The 23,903-nt window shown below is 71.5% G+C and carries 19 protein-coding genes; 5 read left to right on the top strand and 14 right to left on the bottom strand.

Going from position 1 to position 23,903, the window contains the following annotated elements; translation table 11 throughout:
* The first annotated feature begins 9 nt into the window (after positions 1 to 9).
* Both ACGFR9_RS30640 and ACGFR9_RS30645 read left to right on the top strand, forming a co-directional pair.
* A complete protein-coding gene (locus ACGFR9_RS30640; RefSeq protein ID WP_393214883.1) occupies positions 10 to 1,473 on the top strand; it encodes a hypothetical protein in 1,464 nt (487 codons plus the stop codon).
* Complete coding sequence (locus ACGFR9_RS30645; RefSeq protein WP_393214886.1) at positions 1,461 to 1,955, top strand: hypothetical protein; 495 nt, start codon at positions 1,461 to 1,463, stop codon at positions 1,953 to 1,955. Before ACGFR9_RS30640 ends, ACGFR9_RS30645 begins: the two co-directional genes overlap by 13 nt.
* Here the strand turns inward: ACGFR9_RS30645 and ACGFR9_RS30650 are convergent.
* The 3 genes from ACGFR9_RS30650 to ACGFR9_RS30660 form a co-directional block, all read right to left on the bottom strand.
* Positions 1,924 to 6,378, bottom strand: a complete 4,455-nt coding sequence (locus tag ACGFR9_RS30650) for an FtsK/SpoIIIE domain-containing protein (RefSeq protein WP_393214889.1) — start codon at positions 6,376 to 6,378, stop codon at positions 1,924 to 1,926. The two genes, ACGFR9_RS30645 and ACGFR9_RS30650, sit on opposite strands and share 32 nt — an antisense overlap.
* Before the next feature lie 146 nt (positions 6,379 to 6,524).
* Complete coding sequence (locus ACGFR9_RS30655; protein WP_393214892.1) at positions 6,525 to 8,360, bottom strand: protein kinase; 1,836 nt, start codon at positions 8,358 to 8,360, stop codon at positions 6,525 to 6,527.
* Between the two features lie 73 nt (positions 8,361 to 8,433).
* Positions 8,434 to 9,282 carry a menaquinone biosynthetic enzyme MqnA/MqnD family protein gene (locus tag ACGFR9_RS30660; RefSeq protein ID WP_393214895.1) on the bottom strand — a complete coding sequence of 283 codons (849 nt, stop codon included), beginning with the start codon at positions 9,280 to 9,282 and terminating at the stop codon, positions 8,434 to 8,436.
* Positions 9,283 to 9,602: 320 nt separating this feature from the next.
* Between ACGFR9_RS30660 and ACGFR9_RS30665 the strand changes: the two genes are divergently transcribed.
* Complete coding sequence (locus tag ACGFR9_RS30665) at positions 9,603 to 9,806, top strand: cold-shock protein (protein WP_003992177.1); 204 nt, start codon at positions 9,603 to 9,605, stop codon at positions 9,804 to 9,806.
* A gap of 240 nt (positions 9,807 to 10,046) precedes the next feature.
* Here the strand turns inward: ACGFR9_RS30665 and ACGFR9_RS30670 are convergent, their stop codons facing one another.
* Positions 10,047 to 11,966, bottom strand: coding sequence for an AMP-dependent synthetase/ligase (locus tag ACGFR9_RS30670; RefSeq protein WP_393214899.1), 1,920 nt, complete (start codon positions 11,964 to 11,966; stop codon positions 10,047 to 10,049).
* Positions 11,967 to 12,174: 208 nt separating this feature from the next.
* Entirely contained in the window at positions 12,175 to 13,461 is a 1,287-nt protein-coding gene (locus ACGFR9_RS30675; RefSeq protein ID WP_393214902.1) for an acetyl-CoA C-acetyltransferase, read from the bottom strand.
* Between the two features lie 103 nt (positions 13,462 to 13,564).
* On the opposite strand from ACGFR9_RS30675, the gene ACGFR9_RS30680 reads away from it, so the two are divergent.
* The gene (locus ACGFR9_RS30680; protein ID WP_393214904.1) at positions 13,565 to 14,872 is read left to right on the top strand and encodes a 3-oxoacyl-ACP reductase; all 1,308 of its coding nucleotides are present in this window, start codon (positions 13,565 to 13,567) and stop codon (positions 14,870 to 14,872) included.
* Positions 14,873 to 14,879: 7 nt separating this feature from the next.
* Positions 14,880 to 15,725, top strand: a complete 846-nt coding sequence (locus tag ACGFR9_RS30685; RefSeq protein WP_393214907.1) for a MaoC/PaaZ C-terminal domain-containing protein — start codon at positions 14,880 to 14,882, stop codon at positions 15,723 to 15,725.
* On the opposite strand, the gene ACGFR9_RS30690 is transcribed toward ACGFR9_RS30685, so the two are convergent.
* The 9 genes from ACGFR9_RS30690 to ACGFR9_RS30730 form a co-directional block, all read right to left on the bottom strand.
* Positions 15,695 to 16,387, bottom strand: a complete 693-nt coding sequence (locus ACGFR9_RS30690) for a TetR/AcrR family transcriptional regulator (RefSeq protein WP_393214910.1) — start codon at positions 16,385 to 16,387, stop codon at positions 15,695 to 15,697. The genes ACGFR9_RS30685 and ACGFR9_RS30690 overlap by 31 nt on opposite strands.
* A gap of 24 nt (positions 16,388 to 16,411) precedes the next feature.
* Entirely contained in the window at positions 16,412 to 17,725 is a 1,314-nt protein-coding gene (locus ACGFR9_RS30695) for an SPFH domain-containing protein (protein ID WP_393214913.1), read from the bottom strand.
* Positions 17,722 to 19,359, bottom strand: coding sequence for an SPFH domain-containing protein (locus ACGFR9_RS30700; RefSeq protein WP_393214916.1), 1,638 nt, complete (start codon positions 19,357 to 19,359; stop codon positions 17,722 to 17,724). The genes ACGFR9_RS30695 and ACGFR9_RS30700 overlap by 4 nt, the downstream gene beginning before the upstream one ends.
* A 132-nt stretch (positions 19,360 to 19,491) precedes the next feature.
* The gene (locus tag ACGFR9_RS30705; protein WP_030222018.1) at positions 19,492 to 20,793 is read right to left on the bottom strand and encodes a dicarboxylate/amino acid:cation symporter; all 1,302 of its coding nucleotides are present in this window, start codon (positions 20,791 to 20,793) and stop codon (positions 19,492 to 19,494) included.
* Positions 20,794 to 20,863: 70 nt separating this feature from the next.
* On the bottom strand, positions 20,864 to 20,965 hold the full coding sequence (locus tag ACGFR9_RS30710) for a putative leader peptide (RefSeq protein WP_311709939.1): 102 nt from the start codon (positions 20,963 to 20,965) through the stop codon (positions 20,864 to 20,866).
* A gap of 151 nt (positions 20,966 to 21,116) precedes the next feature.
* Complete coding sequence (locus tag ACGFR9_RS30715) at positions 21,117 to 21,416, bottom strand: DUF4229 domain-containing protein (RefSeq protein ID WP_393215143.1); 300 nt, start codon at positions 21,414 to 21,416, stop codon at positions 21,117 to 21,119.
* A gap of 96 nt (positions 21,417 to 21,512) precedes the next feature.
* Positions 21,513 to 22,037 carry a GNAT family N-acetyltransferase gene (locus tag ACGFR9_RS30720; RefSeq protein ID WP_393214920.1) on the bottom strand — a complete coding sequence of 175 codons (525 nt, stop codon included), beginning with the start codon at positions 22,035 to 22,037 and terminating at the stop codon, positions 21,513 to 21,515.
* Between the two features lie 138 nt (positions 22,038 to 22,175).
* On the bottom strand, positions 22,176 to 23,339 hold the full coding sequence (gene mqnE / locus ACGFR9_RS30725; protein ID WP_393214923.1) for an aminofutalosine synthase MqnE: 1,164 nt from the start codon (positions 23,337 to 23,339) through the stop codon (positions 22,176 to 22,178).
* A 94-nt stretch (positions 23,340 to 23,433) separates the two neighbouring features.
* Positions 23,434 to 23,892, bottom strand: a complete 459-nt coding sequence (locus ACGFR9_RS30730; RefSeq protein ID WP_030222038.1) for an Lrp/AsnC family transcriptional regulator — start codon at positions 23,890 to 23,892, stop codon at positions 23,434 to 23,436.
* Positions 23,893 to 23,903: the final 11 nt, after the last annotated feature.

Raw genomic sequence — 23,903 nt, forward strand, 5'->3', positions numbered from 1 at the left:
AAAATCCCCGTGGTCGACCCCGATTTCTCCGGCATCAATCCGGACAACCTTCTACGGACCATCGACAGGCTGGAATCCGGCAGCAAGGCGCTGAAGACCGCGAAGACCTCGTACCTCCCCAGGTTCAACCGGTTCGGTCTGGACACCGCGCAGCTGACGGAGATCGGGAAGATCGCCGGCTGGGTGGACGACGAACTTCCCATACTGCGCCGGAGGCAGGCTCTCGCGGCAGCCATGGAGACGGATCCCGGGAGACGCGAGGGCAGCGGGGCCATGGTCCGGTTGCCCGAGCCCGTTCCGACGGCCGGCGAGGCGAGGGGGCGGGGCAGGAAGCTCGCCGAGGGGGCCGACAAGGCGGGCGCGCTCGACCCGGGCGCCGCCGGTGCGGAGTTCCATCGGATCGCCGAGGAGCTGGCGGCACACCGAGGGGACGCGGACTTCGCCTCGGCGTTCTACGCCGCGCTCGATCCCGAGTTGCTGAAGGTGCTTCCGGTGACCGTCGCCGCCGCCCACGCGCCGACGGCGGAGAGCGACGCGAAGGTGTTCGGCTCCGCCTTCACGACCGCGGTCGGCACGGACACGCCCGCGCCCGGCTTCAGCAGGACAGTCGCCCTGTTCCACGGGGACATCGGCGAGGACGAGCCGACGGCCGTGTTCAACAGGGCGCTCATGCAGGGCGACGACGCCGGCCTCTGGGCGCTCGCCTGGAAGCACACGCGGATCGCCGTGAAGAAGCTCGGCGACCCGAACGACACATGGTCCGACACGGTCGGGCTGCTGGCGTCGGTGGTGGGCATGCAGGCGAAATACGCCGGTCATTTCTGGGAGGAGTCGCAGGACTTCTCCGACGAGGCGCGTCGGCTGCGCGACCAGCGCTTCCACAGCATGACCAAAGCCGAGAGGAGGCGGTGCAAGAACGCGGCGAAGCGTGCGGGCCGGGTCGCCACGGAGTCGGCCGCCGAGGCGGAACGCATTCTCGGCAGGTTCGGCATGGGCGGGTTCTCGCGGCTGATGGAGTTCTCCGTCGCGGACGGTGGCAGCTGGCTCATCGGCAAGGTGCCCGGCCTTCGACCGCCCAGCTCGACAACCCTCTTCGGCCGCGCACTCCACACGGGCGGCAAACTCCCCTTGGTCGGCACGGTACTCACGGTCGGGGCCATTGGGTGGGACATCGACCACGGGGAGGAGATGGACGTCGCCGTCGCCGCGAACGCGGGTGGGATGGCTGCCGGGGCTGGTGGCACCTGGCTGGGTGTAGCGGCTGTCTCGGCGGCCGGTGGTCCTGTGGGGTGGGGAATTGGCGCCGGAATCATTGTCGGGTTCGGTGCCGGATACGGAATCTCGTACCTCCTCAAGAGCGACCCCGGAAAGGAAGCGATCAACGCGGTCACAGACACCGTGAAGGACGCGGGCGAAGCCGTGAGCGACGCGGCATCAAGTGTCAGGAAGACAGTCGGCGGATGGTTCTCATGAACGGCAGCAACGGCAGACCACGTCCACCGATTCCAGAGCGCCGCATCATCTTCGGTGTCCTCGGCGGCGGCCTGCTGTGTGTCGCACTGGCCCTCGCCTTCTGGCTTCCGGCCCATTTCCTGGTTGAGGAGCTGCGCGACAGGGGAGTCACCGACGCCGCGAGAGTCACCAAAGTCGACAACAAGCCCAAGTATGTGAAGTTCACGCTCGTTCAGGGACCCAGGTCAGGAACGGAAATCAAGCTCGGGGAGTACGCCGGGATGCTCCCCGATGTCCGTCCCGGCGACGCACTGCTCGTCACCTACGACCCTGGTGACCCGCACCGCAGTCTTCCCGATGCCTGGGTCACCCATCCGCCCGCCAATCTGCCCGCCTACGGCAGCTCAGCTATGGCCGCCTTCCTCCTTGCAGCAGCGATCGTAGGGACGATTCGCCGCCGCAGGCTACTCCTCACCCGCTCACCACCGCCTGGACCGGCATGAACGAGCCCCCGCTCACGAACAATCCGCTCCCCGCCGCCCCGCCCCCGCTGTTCGACGGGAGGCGAATGCCGAAGAGTTCGCCCTCCGACGGGCTCTGCGGGGTCAGCAGCAGGCCGTTGCGGGACTTGCGGGCCTCTACCGCGAAGCCGCGGTACTGACCCGAGAGGCTGTCCGTGGAGCCGGCCGCGACGAGGCCGATACCGCCGTCGGCACCCTTGCGGACGACGGCTTCCAGGGCCTCATCGAGGCGGGTGTCGTAGAGGAGTTCCGCGTCGTCGACGATCACGACGTACGCGCCGCCGGACGCCTTCTCCACCAGCGCGTCCAGGTCCTCCTCGCGGCTGTCCGCGTTCAGCAGGCCCAGGACGCCGTCCCGGCCCTCCAGTTCGCGCAGCGGTGAGCGGCGCGGAGCGACCAGCACCACCGGTGTGCCGGAGCGCAGCAGCGTCTCCGTGGCGGCCACCAGCAGGGTCGAGCGGCCGGACTTCGGCGGTCCGGCGATGACGAAGCCGGGGCCGTTCTCCTCCAGGTCGACGCCGACCGGCCGGAGCTCGTCGCCGCCGACGCCGACCAGCGCCCAGAGCGGGGACGGGGCGGTGAAGTCGGGGTCGAGGGCCAGCGCCTCGGTCACCGTGATGCGGGACGGCAGGGCGTCGACCCGCATGGGGCGCCGGCCCGCCGGGATACGGCCGTGGCGGGCGGCCGACTCCTCCGCGATCTCACGCAGCGCCCGCACCTGCGCCTGGCCGGCGGGATCGGCGGCGAGCAGGCCGATCTGGGTCTCGTCCACGCCGGTGTCCGTGATGCGCAGGGCGCGTCCCGGGGGCATGTTCTTGGGGACCTCACGGGCTTGGAGACCGGCCGTGGAATAGTCGTTCGGGTCGGCGAAGCGCAGCACCAGGCGGTCGGCGAAGGCGGACGAGACATGGCCGCTCAGTCCGCTGCGGTCGGCGGTCATGACGACCTTGAGGCCGACCGCCGAGCCCTCGCGGAAGATGCGTTGGGCCGCTTCGAGCAGTTGGCCGTAGTTGTAGCTCTCGAAGGTGGAGGCGAAGCCCTCCCAGCTGTCCAGCAGGAGCACCATCCAGGGGAGGCGGTCCTCGGGAGCGGCTGTGGCGCGCTGTTCGGCGGCGCTGGACGCCCCCTCCATGGCGAGGAGTTGCTGTCGGCGGGCGATCTCCGCCAGCAGGCGTTCGATGAGGCGCCGTACGCGGTCCGGTTCGTCGCGGGTGACCACGGCGCCGACGTGCGGCAGCCGCATCAGCGGCAGCAGGGCGTTGGAACCGCAGTCGATGCCGTACAGGTGCACGTCGTCCGGGGGCGTGCTGCGGGCCAGTGAGCCCGCCAGGGTCCGCAGCGCGGTGGAGCGGCCGGAGCGGGCGCCGCCGAGGAGCATGGTGTGCTCGCCGTGCACCACGTCCAGGGACAGCGGCGTCCGGGACTGCTTGGCCGGCAGGTCGATCAGGCCGTACGGGATCGGGGCGATGTCCGACGACGAAGCCGGCGGGGCCCCGTGCGCCGCGAGTTCGTCCAGGGTGACCTGCTCGGACAGCGGCGGCAGCCACGGGCTGCGCTGTGCGCCGAAGCCCATGCGCTGTGCGCCGTCCCGTACCGCGTCGACGAGGACCGCGAGGTCCGTGACCATGGTGCCGTCGTCCTCGGCCTCGGCCCGCCTGGGCAGCGGGCGGCTGTACGCGTTCCAGGGCAGCGGCAGCAGCGTCGCCTTCGGACCCGAACCGCCCGTGGCCGGGCGCCGGCCGCCGATCCGGGCCGACTGCACGCCGACGAGGGACTGCGCACCGGAGCGTACGTACATCCGGCCCGGTGTGGACTTGGCGATGGCGCCGGAGTCCGGGGCCTCGATGACGTCGATGGACTCGGAGGCGTCCGTCACCCGCAGCGCGATACGGAGGTTGGTGTTGGCGCGGATGTCCGCGCTGACGACACCGGCGGGACGCTGGGTGGCCAGGACCAGGTGCACGCCGAGGGAGCGGCCGCGGCGGGCGATGTCGACCAGTCCGGCGATGAAGTCGGGGAGTTCCGCGACCAGGGAGGCGAACTCGTCGATGACGAGGACCAGTCGGGGCATCGGCTCCAGCTCGGGGCGGAGCGCCCGGGTGTCGTTGTAGTCCTCGATGTCCTTGGCGGCGGCGTCGAAGAGGATCTTCTCGCGCCGGTGCAGCTCGGCGGCGAGGGACGCGAGGGCCCGCTCGGTGAGGTGGGCGTCGAGGTCGCTGACCATGCCGACCGTGTGCGGCAGCCGGGCACAGTCCATGAAGGCGCTGCCGCCCTTGTAGTCGATGAGGACGTAGTTGAGGGCGTCGGGGCGGTTGGCGACGGCCAGCGAGGTGATGATCGTCTGCAGGAGCTCCGACTTGCCGGCGCCGGTGGTGCCGGCGACCAGCGCGTGCGGTCCGTCGCGCCGGATGTCGAGGACGAAGGGGCCGTCGGCGGCGATACCGACGGGAGCCGCCGTGGTGGAGCCGCCCGTCCGCCAGATCCGTTCGACGTCCACCCCGGTCGGATCCGGCATGCCCAGCAGGGTCAGCAGCCGGGCGGAGGTGGGCAGGGCGCTGCCCGCGTCGTCGCGGCTGACGTCCCGGACAGGGGCGAGGGAGCGGGCGAGCAGCTCGCACCACTCGGGCGTGACCTGGTCGGCGAGGACGTCCCCGGCGGCCTCCAGCCCGTGGCCGCGCACCCGGACGTGGTGGGCGGAGTCGGGGGACCAGGCGACGACGGCCTTGCACTCCTCCGGCAGCAGCCGCTCGTCCTCGTCGACGCACAGGGCGAGAATGCCGTACTGAGGCCCTTCCGCGAGGAGTTGGGGCACACCGGGTACGCGGCGCAGCAGCCGGGCGCCGTCGAGGATCAGCAGGACGGTGGCGTCCGGGTACAACTGGCCGGTCATGCTGTTCTGTTCGCGGGACGCCTTGCGCCGGGCGAGCTCGTTCAAAAGCTCGTTGACACGGCGGGTGATCCCCTCGGAGTCGAAGCCGACCAGCGCGACGCAGTTCTGTCCCTGGTCGGGGTTGGTGTGGGGCAGCCAGTGCACCCACTGCCAGTCGGCGCCGGCGTCCGGGGTGGCGGCGAGCGTCACGAGGGAGAGGTCACGGGGGCTGTGCAGCACCGCCGCCTGGACGCCGAGCCAGCGGGCGGTGGCCAGCGCCCGCGCCCGGTCCCCGGCGACACCGACCACGCCCAGCTCGGTGAAGGGAAGGGTGACGGGAACGTCGGGGAGAACCGGCGGCTCCGGGCGCTCCTCCTCGTACAGGGAACCGCCGCGGCCCAGGACGAGTTCGACGTCGGACGGGAGGCTGCCGGAGCCGACCCTCAGCTGCAGGGCGTCCGGGTCGGTGAGCCGGCGCTCCCACAGACGGCGGCGCGGTCCCGTGGCGAACAGCAGGACCTCCGCCGGGTCGGGGCTGTCCGCGCGGCGGGCGCGCTGCTCCTCCTCGCCGAGGACGGCGAGTTCCGCCTTGTGGGCGGCGATGTCCTTCTTGTACTGCTTGACGGACGTCTTGTGCTTCTTCTTGCCCTCGCGGTTCTCGCTGAGCCACTGGCCGGCCATCATCATCGGGCTCATCAGGCAGAAGAGCAGCATGTAGATCTGCTTGGTGAGCAACCACATGCCGATGCCGAAGAGCATGGGCATGAACGCCATGATGAACTGGAACCGGGCCCGGTCCCCCTTGGTGGGCGGTACGGGGACGACCAGTCGTCGCCGGGGCCGCAGCGGGGACAGCCGGGGCGGCCGGTTGTAGGCGAGGCCGCCCTCGCTCATCGCGGACAGGTGGGCGTCGGGCTCCGCGACCCTGTCGAGTACGAGCAGCGAGTCACCGGCGCGGACGACGCCGCCGAGCGGCCAGGGGGTGGCGGAGGTCACCGGCCGGTCGTCGAGCAGGATCTCGGCGCCGCCCTCGGGGGCGAGCGTGGTGCCGCCCTTCATGTCGATGGTGATCCGCAGGGCGACCGGCGGCAGCGTCGTGTCGCTCAGGGGCAGCGAACACGTGGGCGCGGAACCGGCGGTGGCGGCTCCCGCGCCCAGCCGGACCACCCGCCCGGAGGCGGGACCGCCGGCCACCCTCAGTTCGTACTGTCCGACCGGTTCGCCCTTGCGCAGCAGCGGGCCGATCGAGTCGTCGACCGAGACCCGCATACCGTCCTGGAGTACGGCGGTGGCGGGCGCGGAGGGGTCACAGCGCTCGCCGTCGGCCCACAGCCGCGGCGTTCCGGCGGCCGCCGCCGCGCCATGGCCGTACGGCAGGGCGACCACATTGCCGGTCGCGCCCGCCGGGAGGCCGGGCCCGCCGAGGGCGGTCGCCAGTGCCTGCGCGACATCGCCGGCCGTGGCGGTGTCGTCCGTGGCGACGACGACGTCCTGCGGCCGACCGCCCTCCCGTACGACCGTGACCAGCATCTGCATGGTGGTTCGTCCTCCCCCGTCGGCCCTGCGGCCACGTACGTTGCCTCGGTTGTGGCCCTGCGCCGGACGCCCGCTGCCGTTCGCCGACGCACACACATTAGTGAGTGCCGGGCGGCGCACGACGGCCGGGCGTAACCGGAGGGCACTCACTCGATCTTCGACAACCGGGCCTTCGGTGAGCCCGATTCCTTGCTGTCGGACTCGTAGACGAGGTCGTCGCCGACCGGGGTGAGGAGGACCGTGTGGCGGGCCGGGTTGCAGACGTCGCGGTTGGACTCCGCGCCGGCGGAGGTCGTGACGAGGTGTTTCTCCGTGACCTGCTTGAGGGTGAGCACGTCGTCGCAGACACCGCCGAAGATGTCCGTGTGCCTCAGGGTGCCGACCTTCTCCCCCACCTTCGCCTGCTTGAGCGTCACCCGGAACGTGCCGAGCGGAATGGCAATGCTCTCGCGGGAACTGGCCTGGCCCTCCCAGGTGCCGAGGTAGGTCACCGGGACCGTGAGGGGGGAGGCCGGTTCGCCGGACCGGCCGCCGTCGTCGTCGGAGTGGGAGGTGCCGCCGGGGCCCCCGGGCAGCACGTCGAACACGAACACGGAGCCGACGGTGACCGCGGCCAGCGCCCCCGCGACGGCGACGGCGACCGTACAGCTCACCCGCCGGCCCCGGCCGCCGGCTCCCGGGGCGGAGGTGGCCGCGACGGAGACGGAGAGCCTGCCGGGGCGGGGGCCGTCCGTGGGGCTGTCGGCGGACGACGGGTGCGGGGTCGCGGGGGCGGTCGGTGGATGCCCCGTCCCGTGGCCGGCCGCCGGGTGCCCGGTCCCGTTCGACCGCCCGTCGCGCGGCCCCGGTACGCCGGTGACGCCCGGCCCGTTCCCGACGGACGGCGGCATCACGGGCGGCGGGCCGAAGACACCGGACGCCGGTGCAGCGGACGGTCCGAAGCCCTGGGCCGGGGACTCACCCGACGCCGTACCCCCCGTGTCCGCCCCGTCCCCGGGCCCCGACGCGGAAGCCCCCTCCGGTCCCCCGCTCACCGACGCCCGGCTGAACCCCACCGGCCCCGAAGCCTCGTCCCCACCCCCCGTGGCCTCCAGGTTCAGCAACCGCACAGCCGCCCGGCTCACCTGCTCCACCAGCCGCCCCGGCAGCCACCCGTTCGTCATCAGCCCGGCCGCACCCCCCTCCGGAGCGAGCCGGCCGGACAGCTCGGCGGGAGTGGGCCGCGCCGACGGGTCCTTGGCGAGGCACGCCTCGGTCAGCTCACGCAGCTCGCCCTCCAGCCCGTCCAGTTCCGGCGGCTCGTGCACGACCTTGTACAGCAGCGCCGCCGACGAGTCCCCGGGGAACGGCGGGCTGCCCGTGGCCGCGTACGCCAGCACCGCGCCGAGGGAGAAGACGTCCGCCGCGCCGGTCACGCCCTTGCCCAGGATCTGCTCGGGGGCCATGTAGCCGGGGGAGCCGATCGACACGCCCGTCGACGTCAGGGCCGCGGTGCCCCCGGTCGCGCGGGCGATGCCGAAGTCGATCAGCAGGGGCCCGTCGAGGGTGAGGAGGACGTTGGACGGCTTCACGTCCCTGTGCACCAGGCCCAGCGCGTGTACGGCCGTCAGCGCCTCGGCCAGCCCCGCGCCCAGCGCCCGTACGGTGGGCGCGGGCAGCGGGCCGGTTTCGGTGACCGCCCCGGTGAGGGACGGGCCGGCCACGTAGGCGGTGGCGACCCAGGGGATCCGGGCGCCGGGGTCGGCGTCGAGGACGGGGGCCGTCCAGGCGCCACCGACCCGGCGGGCGGCGTCCACCTCGCGCCGGAAACGGGTACGGAACTCCTCGTCCAGCGCGAAGTGGGGGTGCACGATCTTCACCGCGACCGTGCGGCCCCCCGCGCTTCGGCCCAGATAGACGCGGCCCATGCCGCCGGAACCGAGCCGGCCGAGCAGCCGGTAGGGGCCCACGACCGTGGGCTCGTCCACTTCGAGCGGCCGCATGGCGCCACCCCTCCCCCGTCGAGCCGGTACGCCGGAACCTTCCAGCAGGGTAGTGGCCGGGCCGCCGCCGGCCTCAGGGCTGGAGCAGATCGACCTTCACGTCCGCCGGGAAGCCGGTCGTCGGCCCCACCCGGCGGGCGAACTCCGCGACCGCCTCCAGCTGCGGGGCGCCGAAGCTGAAGTCGAGGGTGGTGAAGTACTGCGCCAGGGTCGCCTCGTCGAAGGCCTCCCAGCGGGCGGCCTGCTCGGCGACCTTGTCGACCTCCTCCAGGGAGAGGTTGCGGGAGGCGAGGAAGGCCTCGTGCACCCTGCGGGTGATGACCGGCTCGCGCTCCAGGTAGTCGCGGCGCACCGCCCACACCGCGAAGACGAAGGGGAGGCCGGTCCACTGCTTCCACAGGGCGCCCAGGTCGTGCACGTCCAGCCCGTAGCGGGGCCCGTCGACCATGTTCGCGCGCAGGGCGGCGTCGCCGATGAGGACGGCCGCGTCGGCCTCCTGCATCATCAGGCTCAGGTCGGGCGGGCAGGTGTAGTAGTCGGGCTGGACGCCATACCGCTCGGCGAGGAGGAGCTGGGCGAGGCGTACGGAGGTGCGGGAGGTCGACCCGAGAGCGACCCGCGCTCCGTCGAGCCGGTCCAGGGGGACCTGCGAGGCGATCACGCAGGACATGACGTCGCCGTCGCAGCCGACGGCGATGTCCGGGAAGGCGACCAGCTGGTCCGCGTGCTTGAGGAACTCGACGAGGGTGATGGGCCCGATGTCGAGATCGCCCTGCACCAGCTTCTCGCTGAGCTTCTCCGGGGTGTCCTTCGTCAGCTCGAAGTCGAGGAGCGTGCCCGTTCTCGCGAGCCCCCAGTACAGGGGCAGGCAGTTCAGGAACTGGATGTGGCCGACGCGCGGCCGGGTGCGAGGATTGTCCACATCGTGAGGCTAGCCCTCGCCCCGAGGGCGCGGACTTTCGCCCCCCACGGTTCCCCTTGATCGCCAGAGTGTTCGACACCGGCGTCCGTGACGGACGAGGTGTTCAAACATTCGGGTGACGTGATCTTGACCTCTATTGCATTCGGGAGCCTGCGTGCTAGGCTCGTCGCAAGTTGCAGTTTGGTTTCCCTTGCAGTACAGAGCCTGCGGAGCATGTGACCGCGGGCTCTCGTCGTTCTCAGACATGAGCGATTGTGCGGAATGCTCTTCACACTTGCTGGTTCTGGAGCAGGGCAACCCTTTGGGCCCAAGGAGGGCTTATGGCTACCGGAACCGTGAAGTGGTTCAACGCCGAAAAGGGCTTTGGATTCATCGCCCAAGAAGGCGGCGGCCCCGACGTCTTCGTCCACTACTCCGCGATCAACGCGAGCGGCTTCCGCTCCCTTGAGGAGAACCAGCAGGTGAGCTTCGACGTCACGCAGGGTCCGAAGGGCCCGCAGGCGGAGAACGTCACCCCGGTCTGATCCTCGCGATCCGGGAACGACCAGCAGTACCCAAGGAGCCCCGCGCCGTCAGGCGACGGGGCTCCTGCCTTTCCGCCGGGGGAATGCCCCGGTGAATGTTCGGGGAATTCCTCGCATACGGGCCATACGGTCGGTTCAGACGGTCCACACGGCCGGCCCGCATTCCGTACCGGCCGGACACGCGGCGCCGGAGCCCGGCCGGTCCGCATTCATACCGCCGGGCCCTCGGGGCCCGGGATGCTATCCCGCGTACAGCCCCTCCACCGCGTCCGCGAAGTCCCGCAGGATCTCCTCCCGCCGCAGCTTCATCGAGGGGGTCAGCTGGCCGGCCTCCTCCGTGAAGTCGGCCGCGAGGACGGTGAAGCGGCGGATGGACTCCGGGCGGGAGAGCATCTTGTTGGCCTCGTCGATCGCACGCTGCAGGATCGCCAGCAGCTCCGGGTCGTCGGCGATCAGCTCCGGCGGGACCGGGTGCTTGCCGTTCATACGGCGCCAGTGGCTGATGCCGTCGCGGTCGAGGGTGATCAGCGCGGAGACGAAGGGGCGGTGGTCGCCGATCACCATCACCTGGGAGATCAGCGGATGTGAGCGCAGCCAGTTCTCCAGCGGGGCCGGGGCGACGCTCTTGCCGCCCGCCGTGATGATCAGCTCCTTCTTGCGGCCCGTGATCGTCAGATAGCCCTCGTCGTCGAGTGCGCCGACGTCGCCGGTGGGCAGCCAGCCGTCGGGCGCGGCGGGGACGACCCCGCCGGCCTGCGGGTCCCAGTAGCCGCGCAGCACATGCTCGCCGCCGACCAGGATCTCGCCGTCCGCCGCGATCCGGATCCGGGTACCGGGCAGCGGCCAGCCCACCGTGCCGAGGCGGGGCTTCAGCGGCGGGGTGACCGTGGAGGCGCCGGTGGTCTCCGTCAGGCCGTAGCCCTCGAAGATCTCGATGCCGGCACCGGCGTAGAACGCGGCGAGCCTGCGGCCCAGCGGTGAGCCGCCGCAGATGGCGTACCGGACCCTGCCGCCCATGGCGTTGCGGATCTTTCGGTAGACCAGCGGATCGTAGAAGGCGCGGGCCGTCTTCAGGGAGCGGGACGGGCCGGAGCCCGACCCCGTCTGGCGGCTCTCCAGCGCCTCGCCGTACCGGCGGGCCACCGACTCCGCGCGGTCGAAGGCCGAGAGCCGGCCGCCCGCCTCCGCCTTCGCGCGGGCGGTGTTGAACACCTTCTCCAGCATGTACGGGATGGTCAGCAGGCAGGTCGGCCGGAAGCTCGCCAGGTCCGGCAGCAGGTCCGCGGGTGCCAGGCTCGGCGCGTGCCCGAGGCGCACCCGGGCGCGTACGCAGGCGACGGCGACCATCCGGCCGAAGACGTGGGACATCGGCAGGAAGAGCAGGACGGAGGCGTCTTCGCTGGTCCGGGTCTTGAAGACGGGGTAGAGCAGCTCGATGGCGTTGTCGACCTCGGCGAAGAAGTTGCCGTGGCTCAGGGCGCAGCCCTTGGGGCGGCCGGTGGTGCCGGAGGTGTAGATGAGGGTGGCGAGGGTGTCGGGGCCCAGCACACCGCGGCGCACCTCCACCTCCTGGTCGGCCAGGTGCGCACCGGCGTCCGCGAGCGCGTCGACGTGCCCCTTCTCGACGACCCACACCCGCCGCAGATCGGGCAGGTGCGGGAGTTCGGGGCCCAGGGCGGCGGCCTGTCCGGTGGTCTCCGTGATCAGGGCGACGGCGCCGGAGTCGTGCAGGATCCAGCGGGCCTGGAAGACGGACGAGGTGGGGTAGATGGGAACGGTGACCAGCCCCGCGGCCCAGGCGGCGAAGTCGAGGACGGTCCACTCGTAGATGGTGCGGGCCATGACGGCGATCCGGTCGCCGGGCATCAGGCCCTCGGAGATGAGCCCCCTCGCGACGGCCAGCACCTCGGCGGCGAACCCCGCCGCCGTCACGTCCTGCCAGCTGCCGTCCGCCGTCTTCCGGCTGAGCACCACCGCGTCCGGCGCCGTGTTCGCGTTCTCGAACGGCAGGTCGGCGAGCGACCCGTGCCGCACCGGCCGGGCGAACGGCGGTACGGACGCTTCCCGTACGACGCCGTCCAGCCGCCGGGTCTGCGGTTCGACCAGGACGGGCGCCCCGTAGACGTCGTCGTCCAGGGCGGAGGAATGCGGGGTGGACACGGGGCGGCTCCTGGTGCGTGCAGTGAAACTGCTTGATGCCACGACGTACGTGCCTCGCCCGCCGAGGCGCTCACCGAAGGCCGGTGGGGAAAGCGATCACTCACCGGTCGGTGCCGGGATCGTACGGCCCTGACGTGGGGGGTCTGTGCGGGTACGGGGAGGGTCCGGGGCCGGGCGTGTGCAATGTCGGAGGTTACGTGAGGGTCGTTCACGTCCGTTCCAGTACGGCGGTCACCCCCTGGCCGCCCGCCGCGCAGACCGAGATCAGCCCGCGCCCGGGCCCGTCCCGTTCGGCGAGGAGTTTCGCCAGGGTGGCGACGATGCGGGCGCCGGTGGCGGCGAAGGGATGGCCGGTGGCCAGGGACGAGCCCGCCACGTTGAGCCGGGCGCGGTCGACGGGCGCGAGACCCCGCTTCTCCCAGGCGGCCAGGGTGGCGAGCACCTGGGAGGCGAACGCCTCGTGGACCTCGACCAGATCGAAGTCCGTCATGCCGAGACCGGCGCGTTCCAGCATGCGCGGGACCGCGTGGGCGGGGGCCATCAGCAGGCCGTCCTCGCCGTCGGAGACGTCCCCGTGCACGAAGTCCACGGCCGCCGTCTCGTACGCGGTGAGGTGGGCCAGGGGTTCCAGGCCGCGCTCGGCCGCCCACTCCTCACTCGCGAGCAGCACCAGCGCGGCACCGTCCGTGAGCGGGGTCGAGTTGCCGGCCGTCATGGTCGGGCCGGGGCCGTCGAGGCCGAACACCGGCTTCAGCGCGGCGAGTTTCTCCACCGTCGAGCCCGGCCGCAGGTTCTGGTCGCGGGCCAGCCCCCGGAAGGGCACCACCAGGTCCTGGAACAGGCCGCGTTCGTACGCCGCCGCCAGCCGCTGGTGACTGGTCGCCGCCAGTTCGTCCTGGGCCTCGCGGGCGATGCCCCAGGCGCGTGCGGTGACAGCGGCGTGCTCACCCATGGACAGACCGGTGCGCGGTTCGGCGTTGCGCGGGATGTCGGGGACGAGTTGCCCCGGACGCAGCTTCGCCAGCGCCCTCAGACGACCGCCAAGGGACGTGGCCCGCCGCGCCTCCAACAGCACCTTGCGCAGCTGGTCGTTGACGCCGAGCGGCGCGTCGCTCGCGGTGTCGGCGCCGCCCGCGATCGCGGCCTCCGTCTGGCCCAGGGCGATCTTGTTGGCGGCGGCGACGACCGCCTGGAGCCCGGTGCCGCAGGCCTGCTGGATGTCGTAGGCGGGCGTACGGGCGTCGAGAGCCGAGCCGAGGACGGTCTCGCGGGCGAGGTTGAAGTCGCGGCTGTGCTTGAGGACCGCCCCGGCGACGAACTCCCCCACCGCACCCGGCGCCTGGAGTCCGTACCGCTCGACGAGGCCGTTCAGGGCGGCACTCAGCATCTCCTGGTTGGAGGCGGTGGCGTAGGGGCCGTCGGAGCGGGCGAAGGGGACACGGCTGCCGCCGATGACCGCCACGCGCCGGACGGTGCCCGGCTTCAGGATGCTCATCTCGACCTGCTCCTCACCGTGACATAGGCTTACCTCCAGTAACCTTACTCCAGAGTAAGAAGTTGGCACAGGCACGCCCGGAGCAGGCACGGAGGAATCCCGAATGGCCGACCGCTATCTGAGCTTCACCGGCACCGCGCCCGGCCGCTTTCTGACGCGCCGCCTGGGTCTGCCTCGGCCGGCGCCGCTGCGGCGCTGGTCCCCGGAGCGGCCGGACCTGGACGGCGGACTGCTGCACCTCACGGCCGGCAAGTCCGCCCTGGACCTCGCCCCCGTACTCGCCCGCACCGGGCTCGGCACGGACGACAGCACCGGCCACCCCGCCGCCGTCGTCCTGGACGCCACCGGCGTACGCGACGTCGAAGGGCTCGCCGAGGTGCACGCGGCCCTGCACCCCGTCGTACGGTCGGTCGCCACGAGCGGCCGGATCGTGCTGCTCGGCGCCCCGCTCGACCCCGCCGACCACCATCAGGCCGCCGCCCAGCAGGCGTTGGAGGGATTCGCCCGCTCCCTCGGCAAGGAGACCGGCCGGGGCATCACCGTCAACCTGGTCCGCCTCACCGACGCCCCCGCCGCCGAGTCCACCCTCCGCTTCCTGCTCTCCCCCAGGTCGGCCTACGTCAGCGGCCAGGTGATCGGAGTCGACGCCCCGGACACCCCGGCCCCCTACGACGTGGACCGTCCCCTGTCCGGCCGTACCGCCCTGGTGACCGGCGCCGCGCGCGGGATCGGCGAGGCGGTCGCCGAAACGCTGGCCCGGGACGGCGCCAAGGTCGTCGTCCTCGATGTACCGGGAGCCGAGGCGGACGCCCGCCGGGTCGCCGAACGGCTCGGCGGCATCGCGCTCCCCCTCGACATCACGGCCGCGGACGCGGGCGCCCGGATCGCCGGGGCCCTCCCCGACGGTCTCGACGTCCTCGTGCACAACGCGGGCATCACCCGTGACCGGCGGCTGGTCAACATGCCCGCCGAGCGCTGGACACCGGTGCTGGAGGTGAACCTGGCGAGCGTGCTGCGCACCACCGACGCGCTCCTCGCCGCCGGGACCCTGAAGCGGGGCGGCCGCATCGTCACCACGGCCTCCATCGCGGGGATCGCCGGAAACGCGGGCCAGACCAACTACGGTGCGAGCAAGGCGGGCATCACCGGTCTGGTCCGCGCCCTCGCGCCGCACGCGCGGTCCGCGCACGGGGTGACGGTGAACGCGGTCGCGCCGGGCTTCATCGAGACGAGGATGACGGCCGCCGTCCCCCTGTTCATCCGGGAGGCGGGCCGCCGGATGAACTCCCTCGCCCAGGGCGGCCTGCCCGCCGATGTCGCCGAGACCACCGCCTGGCTCGCCCACCCGGCCTCCGGCGCGGTCAACGGCCAGGTCGTCCGGGTCTGCGGCCAGAGCCTGCTGGGAGCGTGAGACGCCCATGACGCCCACGGTGGAACTCCCCGCACCGCCCGCCCTCGCCCCGCTCCTCGCCCGCGGCGCCCTGCTCTCCCCCTTCAAACGCCCGCGCTCCGACGGCAGTTGCCCGCGCACCCGCCTGGTGCTGCGCGGTCTGCGCGTCGACGCCGGCCGGCTCGCCGCCTACGAGCGGGTGTGCGGCTTCCCCACCGGCGAGGACACGCTGCCGGTGACGTATCCGCATGTACTGGGCTTCCCGCTCGCCATGCGCCTGATGAGCCGACCGGACTTCCCGCTCCCTCTCCTGGGCCTAGTCCACACCTCGATACGGATCACCCGGCACCGCGCGACGGCGTCCCCGGGCCCGTACGAACTGGCCGTCCACGCCGAAGGGCTGGCCCCGCACCGACGCGGCACGGAAGCCACCGTGGTCACCGAGATGCGCCGGCACGGCGAGCTCGTATGGGAGTCACGGAGCACGTATCTGGCCCGGCACCGGACCGCCTCCCGGCAGCCCGCCGGGCGGCGGGAGGAGGAGCCGGAGCCGCTGCCCGCCGTCGAGGAGTGGCGGCTCGCCGGGGACGTCGGGCGGCGCTACGGTGCCGCGTCCGGCGACCGCAACCCGATCCATCTGCACCCGCTCACCGCCCGCCTCTTCGGCTTCCCCCGCGCCATCGCGCACGGCATGTGGACCGTGGCCCGCTGCCTCGCCGCCCACAGCACCCCGGACGCGGCGCATGTCAGCGCGGACTTCCGGGCGCCGGTACTGCTGCCGGGGACGGTGACGTACGCGGCCGAGGGCGGACGCTTCGCTCTGCGCGGCGACGGCGGCCGGGTTCACGTCGCCGGCGAGGTCAGCCCGCTCTGAGCCGTCTCCGGGCCCGGCTCGTCTTCGGGCGGGGTCCAGCGGCGGCCCGCCATCAGGTCGCCGAGCCCCGCCCAGGCGAAGTTCATCAAGGTCGCCGCCGACTGCCGGACCGTGACACCGGGCGTCGTGTTGGCCCAGTCCGCGAGGGACTCCGCGGCGCCCACCAGCGCCTCCGCGAGCCCGGCGACCTCGCGCTCCGGGAGGTCGGGGTCGCGGTGGGCGTCCCGCGCGGCGGCGAGGATCAGCTGCGTCACGAACTCCACGATCTCCGCCCGCATCGCGGCCACCTCGGCCGCGAAGACCACACCGTGCGTACGGGCCTGAAGATGCAGCACCGCCCAGCCGTCGGGGTGCCGGGCGGTGTGCGTGAAGAACGCCGTCAGACCCGACCACAGCTGCCGGTCGGCCGGCAGCCCCGGCCGGGCACCGGCACGCACCGCCGCCACGAGGGCCGTCGCCTCACGCCGGATGCACGCCGTGAACAGGTCCTCCTTGGAGTTCAGATACAGGTACACCAACGGCTTGGACACACCCGCCAGTTCGGCGATCTCGTCCATGGACGCCGCCATGTACCCCCGTTGTCCGAAGGTCCGCACGGCGGCGTCCAGCATCTGCTGTTCACGGACCGCACGCGGCATCCGCTTGGTCTTCACGGCACCCATGGGACACAGCGTACGGTCCGTCCGTCACCCGGAGTCCCGGCCGCCGTGGTTCCCGTCACCGGGAGCGGGCCGCGCGCCGCCCGTCAGCCCCGGCAGCAGCTGCGCCGTGAACAGCGTCGACAGCGCCGAGGTGTCGGTGCCGCCGTCGGTGCGCACCACCACCGGCTGCGGAGCCTTCCCGGCCAGCCCGGCGCCCACCTCGAGCCGTCTGCGGGCCAGTTCGTACTGGAGCACCGCCCGGTTGTCCCGGTACGCCTTCGCCAGCGCACGCTGGGCGCGGGCCTCGTTCTCGGCCGCGATGAGCCCGCTGCGGCCACGCGTCTCGATCTCGAACCTGACGCGCTGCGCCTCGGTCTCCTGCCGCTCCAGCAGCTGGGCGACCTCCTCACGGGCCCGGTTCAGCGCGGCCTTCACCTCGACGATCCGGGCGTCCCGCACCTTCTTGGCCCGCTCGATGTCCATGCCCAGACTGTCGATACGGCGCTTGCGGGTCAGGCCCCACTCCTGCTCGTACGCGGTGCGCTCCTTGGCGATCCGCTCCCGGGTCGCCAGGTGGTGCTGGTACTGCGTCGGCAGCTGCACATCCGGGATGTTGCAGCCCGTGATGCGCACCCCGTAGCCGGACAGCTGCCGGTTCAGCAGATCCTGCATGTCGGCCACGTCCGAACCGCGCAGGTCGTAGGCGCGCTGCGTGCGCATCTGCCGGGCCCGCTGCCGGATCGCGTCCTGCACGGCACTGGACAGCACCAGGTCGAAGTTGCCGGCGCCGATGGTGCGCACGAACAGCACCGCGTCGTTGATACGGAACTTCAGGAAGAACTCGATCGAGCGCAGCGGCACGTTCTCCCGCGTCGGACAGGCCATGACGGGTGCCGAGTACGGGATCTCGGTCGCCGTGTCGACGACGAAGTCGACCCGCGACCACGGGTGCCACAGATAGTGCCGGCCGGCGTCCAGCGTGCGGGTGACGGCGCCGTAGCGCGTCAGCACACCGTTGGTGCCCTGCTCGATCTCGACGATCGAGGACCGCCACCACCACAGCGCGCCGATCAGCAGCAGCACCACCCCGCCGACGTAGGAGAGGGTGGCCAGCGCACCGTAGGCGAGGTCGCCCAGACCGTCGGAGCCGGCCTCCGCCAGCGTCAGCATCACGCCCGTCAGCAGGGCGTAGACACCGAGCCACAGCGGCAGCATCCACCACAGCCGGCGACGGTGCCGCGGAATGATCACCGGGATGAGGGTGTCGGCCTCACCGCCGCGCAGCAGCCGGGCGATGTCGCTCCAGGGGGCGACGGCCTCGGAGATGACCGAACGGCGTCGGGTACGTACGGAGCTCACTGCTGGGCCTCCTCGGCGGACTCGGACACATCGCCTGCCGCGACGGCCTCGGGCATCTCCGGCACGGTCGGCCGGTCGGCCGCCAGCAGCGCGCCGATCTCCTCCTCGCGCGCGGCGATCCGCTCGGACACCTCCGACAGCCGTCCCCGTACGGCGGCCATGTCCGCCTCGGTGAACAGCTCGGCCCCGCGCTCCCCGACCAGCTCACGGGCCAGTTCGAGAAAGTCGATCCCGGCCGCCCCGGTACCGTCCGCGCCGCCGATGCGCACCAGCCGCGGCAGATGGTCGGCGACCTGCTCCAGCGTGTCCAGCACCTGCTGCTGGTAGCGGTACTCCAGGATCTCCGGCGCCTGCGCCGCGGTCACCGCGCGGATGTCGAGCGCCTGCGCCTCCAGCAGCGCCGCGTTCGCCTTGGCCTCCGACTCCGCCTGGACATAGCGCTGGCGGGCCAGTGCCTCGGCGCGGTTGGTCTCGCGCTCCACGGCGGTGTCCATCTGGGCCTGGTACTGGGCGATGTCGGCCTGGATCGCGGACAACGTCTCCTGACTGGAGGCGAGTTCCTTGCTCAGGTCGCCCTCGTCCTGCTCCTTGCGCAGCTGGAGCGCGTACTCGTGGGTGTACGCCTCCTTGGCCATCCGCACCATCTCGGGGGCGGCCAGGTCCATCCGGTACCGCTGGTCGGACGGCTCGGCGTGCGTGATGTTGGCGTTGGTCAGCTCCACCGCCGGACGGAACTGCTGGTTCAGCTGCTCCAGCAGCCGCCCGCTGTCCTCGCCGACCATGTCGTAGATACCGGCCGCCTCCTGCTCGTAGATCAGGCTGCGGATGGTCTCGCTGACGGCGTTGCCCAGCTTCTCCTCGAACCCGCGCACGGCACCGAGCGTGTAGACGAACTCGACCGGATCGCTGATCCGGAACTGGATGAACAGGTCGATGGAGGCCTTCACCCCGCCCTTGGTCGGGGCCTCGCGCACCGGCGCGTTGAACGGGTACTCGCGTGTCGTGTTCACGATGTACGACACCCGCTTCCACGGGCTGAGCAGCGTGACCCGGCCGGGACCGACGACCTTCTCCAGCTTGCCGAACCGGGTGATCATCGCCTGGCAGCCGTCCGGCACCATGACCAGACCCTGCCGCCACCACACGAACAGCACGGCGAGCAGCGCGACGACCCAGTAATGCGCCCCGAACAGCGGATTGGTGAACCCGTCACCCCCGGTCGCCGACACCACCGACGTCCCCACCGCGCCGATCACCAGCAGCGACAGCACCGGCAGCATGGAGAGCAGGGAGCGGCCCTTGGGCATCACCATCGGGCAGATGGCGTGCACCACCTCGCCGCCCTCGCGCAGCTGCTCGCTGCGGCCGAGCGCCTCCCCGGCCTCGTCCAGCGGCACCGTCTTCTGCCGCATGACGGTGTCGACGGAGCTTCCGTCCTGTTCCCGGGCGGCCGGGAAGTCGGCCGGGTCCATCCCGTCGCCGCCCTCGGTCCCGGTGCCCTGCGACGCCCTGCCGCCGCTCCCGCCGTTTCCCGCGCGGCGGCGCAGTTCGTCCTGGGCCGCCGTACGTGGATCGGTGCCGGAGGCGACCGCCTCGGCTACGTTGCGCAGACTCTGCGCCCGCGTGCGTGCCACGGGTTCCCCCTTCGCGTGTGGTTCAAGTGATTCCAGTGATTCCACACCATGGGGGGGTACGGCGATAAGGGGCGCCCCCAGCAACGGACACCACTCGGTGGTTGCCGGAAAGCGCCCCTGCCGGGCCGTCGGTCAGGCGGCCACGGCCACCTGCTGGGGCTCGTCGACCGGGGAGGCGTGGACCGAGTCGTACGCCTTCCGGTCGAGCAGGCCCTCACGGGCGGAGACGATGACCGGGACCAGCGCCTGGCCGGCCACGTTCGTCGCCGTCCTGATCATGTCCAGGATGGGGTCGATGGCGAGGAGCAGGCCGACGCCCTCCATGGGGAGGCCCAGGGTGGAGAGGGTGAGGGTGAGCATGACGGTGGCGCCGGTGAGACCGGCCGTGGCGGCGGAGCCCACCACCGAGACGAACGCGATCAGCAGATAGTCGCCGACGCCGAGCTGGATGTCGAAGATCTGGGCGACGAAGATCGCGGCGATGGCCGGGTAGATCGCGGCGCAGCCGTCCATCTTGGTCGTCGCGCCGAACGGGACGGCGAAGGAGGTGTACTCCTTCGGTACGCCGAGGCGTTCGGTGACCTTCTGGGTGAGCGGCATGGTGCCGACGGAGGAACGGGAGACGAAGGCGAGCTGGATCGCGGGCCAGGCGCCCTTGAAGAACTGCACCGGGTTGACCTTGGCGACGGTCGCGAGCAGCGCCGGGTAGACGCCGAAGAGGACGAGCGCGCAGCCGATGTAGATGTCGGCGGTGAAGGTGGCGTACTTGCCGATCAGGTCCCAGCCGTAGGTGGCGATGGCGTTGCCGATGAGACCGACGGTGCCGAGCGGGGCGAGCCGGATGACCCACCACAGGGCCTTCTGGAGGAGTTCGAGGACGGACTCGCTCAGGGTGAGGATCGGCTGGGCCTTCTCGCCGAGCTGGAGGGCGGCGATACCGGCGACGGCGGCCATGAACACGATCTGCAGGACGTTCAGTTCGGTGAACGGCGTGATGACGTCGGTGGGCACGATGCCGGTGAGGAAGTCGATCCAGGAGCCGGACTTCTCCGGCGCGGCGCCGTCCGCAGGGGTGAGGCCGGTACCGGCGCCCGGGTTGGTGACGAGGCCGATGACCAGGCCGATCGCCACCGCGATCAGCGAGGTGATCATGAACCAGAGGAGGGTGCGCGAGGCCAGCCGGGCCGCGTTGTTGACCTTCCGCAGGTTGGTGATGGAGACCAGGATCGCGAAGAAGACGAGCGGGGCGACGGCCAGCTTCAGCAGGCCGATGAAGGTGCCGCCGACCTTCTCCAGGGTGGTGACCAGCCAGGAGAGGTCCTGGCTGCGGGCGAGCCAGCCGAGCAGGACGCCCAGGACGAGGCCGGCGAGTATCTGGGCCCAGAAGGGCGCGCGGACGGGCAGCTTGAACTGCGTGTTCGTGGACACGGACATGCTCCGGTAAGGGGACGCGTGGGGATGGTGACGATGACGTGGAACGGGGGAACGCGGGTGGCGGCGAACGTCAGGGACGACAGTTCGCGGCGGTGACCCGGCAGAGGTCCACGTGCAGGCGCGCCACGAGCGGAACACTCCGGGGCGTGGGGAACACGGCTGCTGACTTCACCCCGAGACCGTAACACCCGAGCTTTGAGATCCTCAAAGCGCTGCTTTGAGAGGTGGGGGGTCATAGTCGTCCATACAACGCAAAGCGCCCTGATTCCCATGGGAGTGGGGAGTCAGGGCGCGTGGTGCGTGGTGCGCGGCTGTGACGGAGGTTACGAGGGCCGGGCCTCCGCGCGGGCGGTGTCGTCGGCCGCGTCCTCCTGGTTGCGGTGGGCGTCCAGGTTGGCCTTCGCCCGGTCGACCCGCCGCACGATCCGCTCGGAGGCACGGTCCCGCTCCGTGCGGAGCACGACGAAGCTGATCGGGGCCGAGAGCAGCAGCGCGAGCAGCACGATCCACAGGCCGTTGGAGTCGCCGAGGCCGCGTGGGGCGAGGCCGGAGTAGACGAGGCCCCAGACGACCACGAGGCAGCCCACGAAGATCCCGAGGCGCATCAGCGTGTAGCGGAGCATCTCTTCCACTCTTCCCTGCGTACGGTCAGAACGTCCCGAAGGGACAACGTCCAGTGAAGCACGGCCGGCCGGGGATCTTCCGGCGGGGTACGGGCGTCAGGTGAGCGGCAGCAGCATGACGACGTCGTCCCGGTCGTCGCCGGGGGCGACACGGATGGCGTCCGGGATGCGGCCGACCTCCTTGTAGCCGCAGGAGGCGTAGAAGCGTTCCAGGCCGAGTCCGCCGCGGCAGGTGAGACGTATCGCCTCGACGCCGTCGAGGGTGCGGGCCGCCCGGGCGGCGGCGGCCATGAGGTCGCGGCCGTAGCCCTTGCCCTGGTGACGGGGGTGGACCATGACCGTGTAGAGCCAGATCCAGTGGGTCATGAGGGGGTGGGTGTTGAAGGTGAGGAACGCGGTGGCGGCGACGTCGCCGTCCTCGTCGTGCCCGACGAGCAGCCGGGACCGCTCCTCGGCCATCGAGACGAACTGGCGGACGAGCGCGGGGCGGATGTCCTCCCGCCCGACCGGCGGCACGAACCCGACCGCCCCGCCGGCGTTGGTGACGTCGGTCCACAGGTCGAGGACGCCGTCACGAAGGTCGGGGGTGACGACGGGGTCGAGGGTGAAGGTAAGGGGCATATGACGATGCTAACCATTACGCAAGCGGCGGTGCGTCGCCTTCTCGAGATGCCGAGCCGGGTGGTGGGGTGGGCGTACACCGGGGATCCAGGGGGCGGGAGCCCCCTGGCGGGGTCGAAGGGGCGGAGCCCCTTCCCCTCACACCCGCATGGGCTGGGGCGAGTCCCGACGCGCCGGGTCGGCACCGTCGTACTCCCGGATCACCTCGTACCGGGTGTTCCGCTCCACCGGCCGGAACCCCGCGTCCCGGATCAGATCCAGCAGATCCTCACGCGTCAGCTTGTTCGGCGTACCGAAGTTGTCCGCGTCATGCGTGATCTTGTACTCGACCACCGACCCGTCCATGTCGTCCGCCCCGTGCTGAAGGGCGAGCTGCGCGGTCTGGACGCCGTGCATGACCCAGAAGACCTTGACGTGCGGCACGTTGTCGAACAGCAGCCGCGACACCGCGAACGTCTTCAGCGCCTCCGCCCCCGTCGCCATCTGCGTCCGCGCCTGGAGCCGGTTGCGTACCTTGCCGTCCTTCATGTCCACGAAGTCGTGCTGGTACCGCAGCGGGATGAAGACCTGGAACCCCCCGGTCTCGTCCTGGAGTTCACGCAGCCGCAGCACATGGTCCACCCGGTGGCGGGGCTCCTCGATATGCCCGTACAGCATGGTGCACGGGGTCTTCAGCCCCTTCTCGTGCGCCAGCCGGTGGATGCGCGACCAGTCCTCCCAGTGGGTGCGGTGGTCGACGATGTGCTGCCGCACCTCCCAGTCGAAGATCTCCGCGCCGCCGCCGGTCAGCGACTCCAGACCCGCGTCGATCAGCTCGTCGAGGATCTCGGAGGCGGACAGCCCGGAGATGGTCTCGAAGTGGTGGATCTCGGTGGCGGTGAACGCCTTCAGCGAGACGTCCGGCAGCGCGGCCTTCAACTCCCGCAGCGAACGCGGGTAGTAACGCCACGGCAGATTGGGGTGCAGCCCGTTGACGATGTGCAGTTCGGTGAGGTTCTCCGACTCCATCGACCTGGCGAGCTTCACCGCCTCCTCGATCCGCATCGTGTAGGCGTCCTTCTCCCCCGGCTTGCGCTGGAAGGAGCAGTACGCGCAGGAGGCGGTGCACACGTTCGTCATATTGAGGTGGCGGTTGACGTTGAAGTGCACGACGTCGCCGTTCAGCCGCGTCCGCACCTCGTGCGCCAGCCCGCCCAGCCAGGCGAGGTCGTCCGACTCGTACAGCGCGATGCCGTCCTCACGGGTCAGGCGTTCGCCCGCCCTGACCTTCTCCTCCAGCTCGCGCTTGAGCCCGACGTCCATGCCGATCCCTCTTTCCGTCGTCGAACAGACCCGGTCAACCGTACCCCCCGGCCCTTCGGGCGGAAGGACCCCCGAACGGCGCTCCGCGCCCCGCCTACTCCACCTCTTCGGGCAGCTCACCGACCCGGTTCTCCCACTTGGTGGAGAGCACGATGGTCGTACGGGTCCGGGAGACGCCCTTGGTGCCGGACAGCCGGCGGATGGTCTTCTCCAGGCCGTCCACGTCGGTCACCCGCACCTTGAGCATGAAGGAGTCGTCGCCGGCGATGAACCAGCAGTCCTCGATCTCCTTGAGGTCCTTCAGCCGCTGCGCCACGTCCTCGTGGTCGGCGGCGTCGGAGAGCGAGATGCCGATCAGGGCGGTGACACCGAGGCCCAGCGAGGCGGCGTCCACGGTGGCGCGGTAGCCGGTGATGACCCCGGCCGCCTCCAGCCGGTTGATGCGGTCGGTGACGCTGGGTCCCGACAGGCCGACGAGGCGCCCCAGCTCCGCGTAGGAGGCCCGGCCGTTCTCCCTCAGGGCCTGGATGAGCTGCCTGTCCACCGCGTCCATGCGATCGAAGC

It is taken from the genome of Streptomyces sp. NPDC048584 (assembly GCF_043199595.1).
In the GTDB taxonomy this organism is placed as follows: Bacteria; Actinomycetota; Actinomycetes; order Streptomycetales; family Streptomycetaceae; genus Streptomyces; species Streptomyces edwardsiae.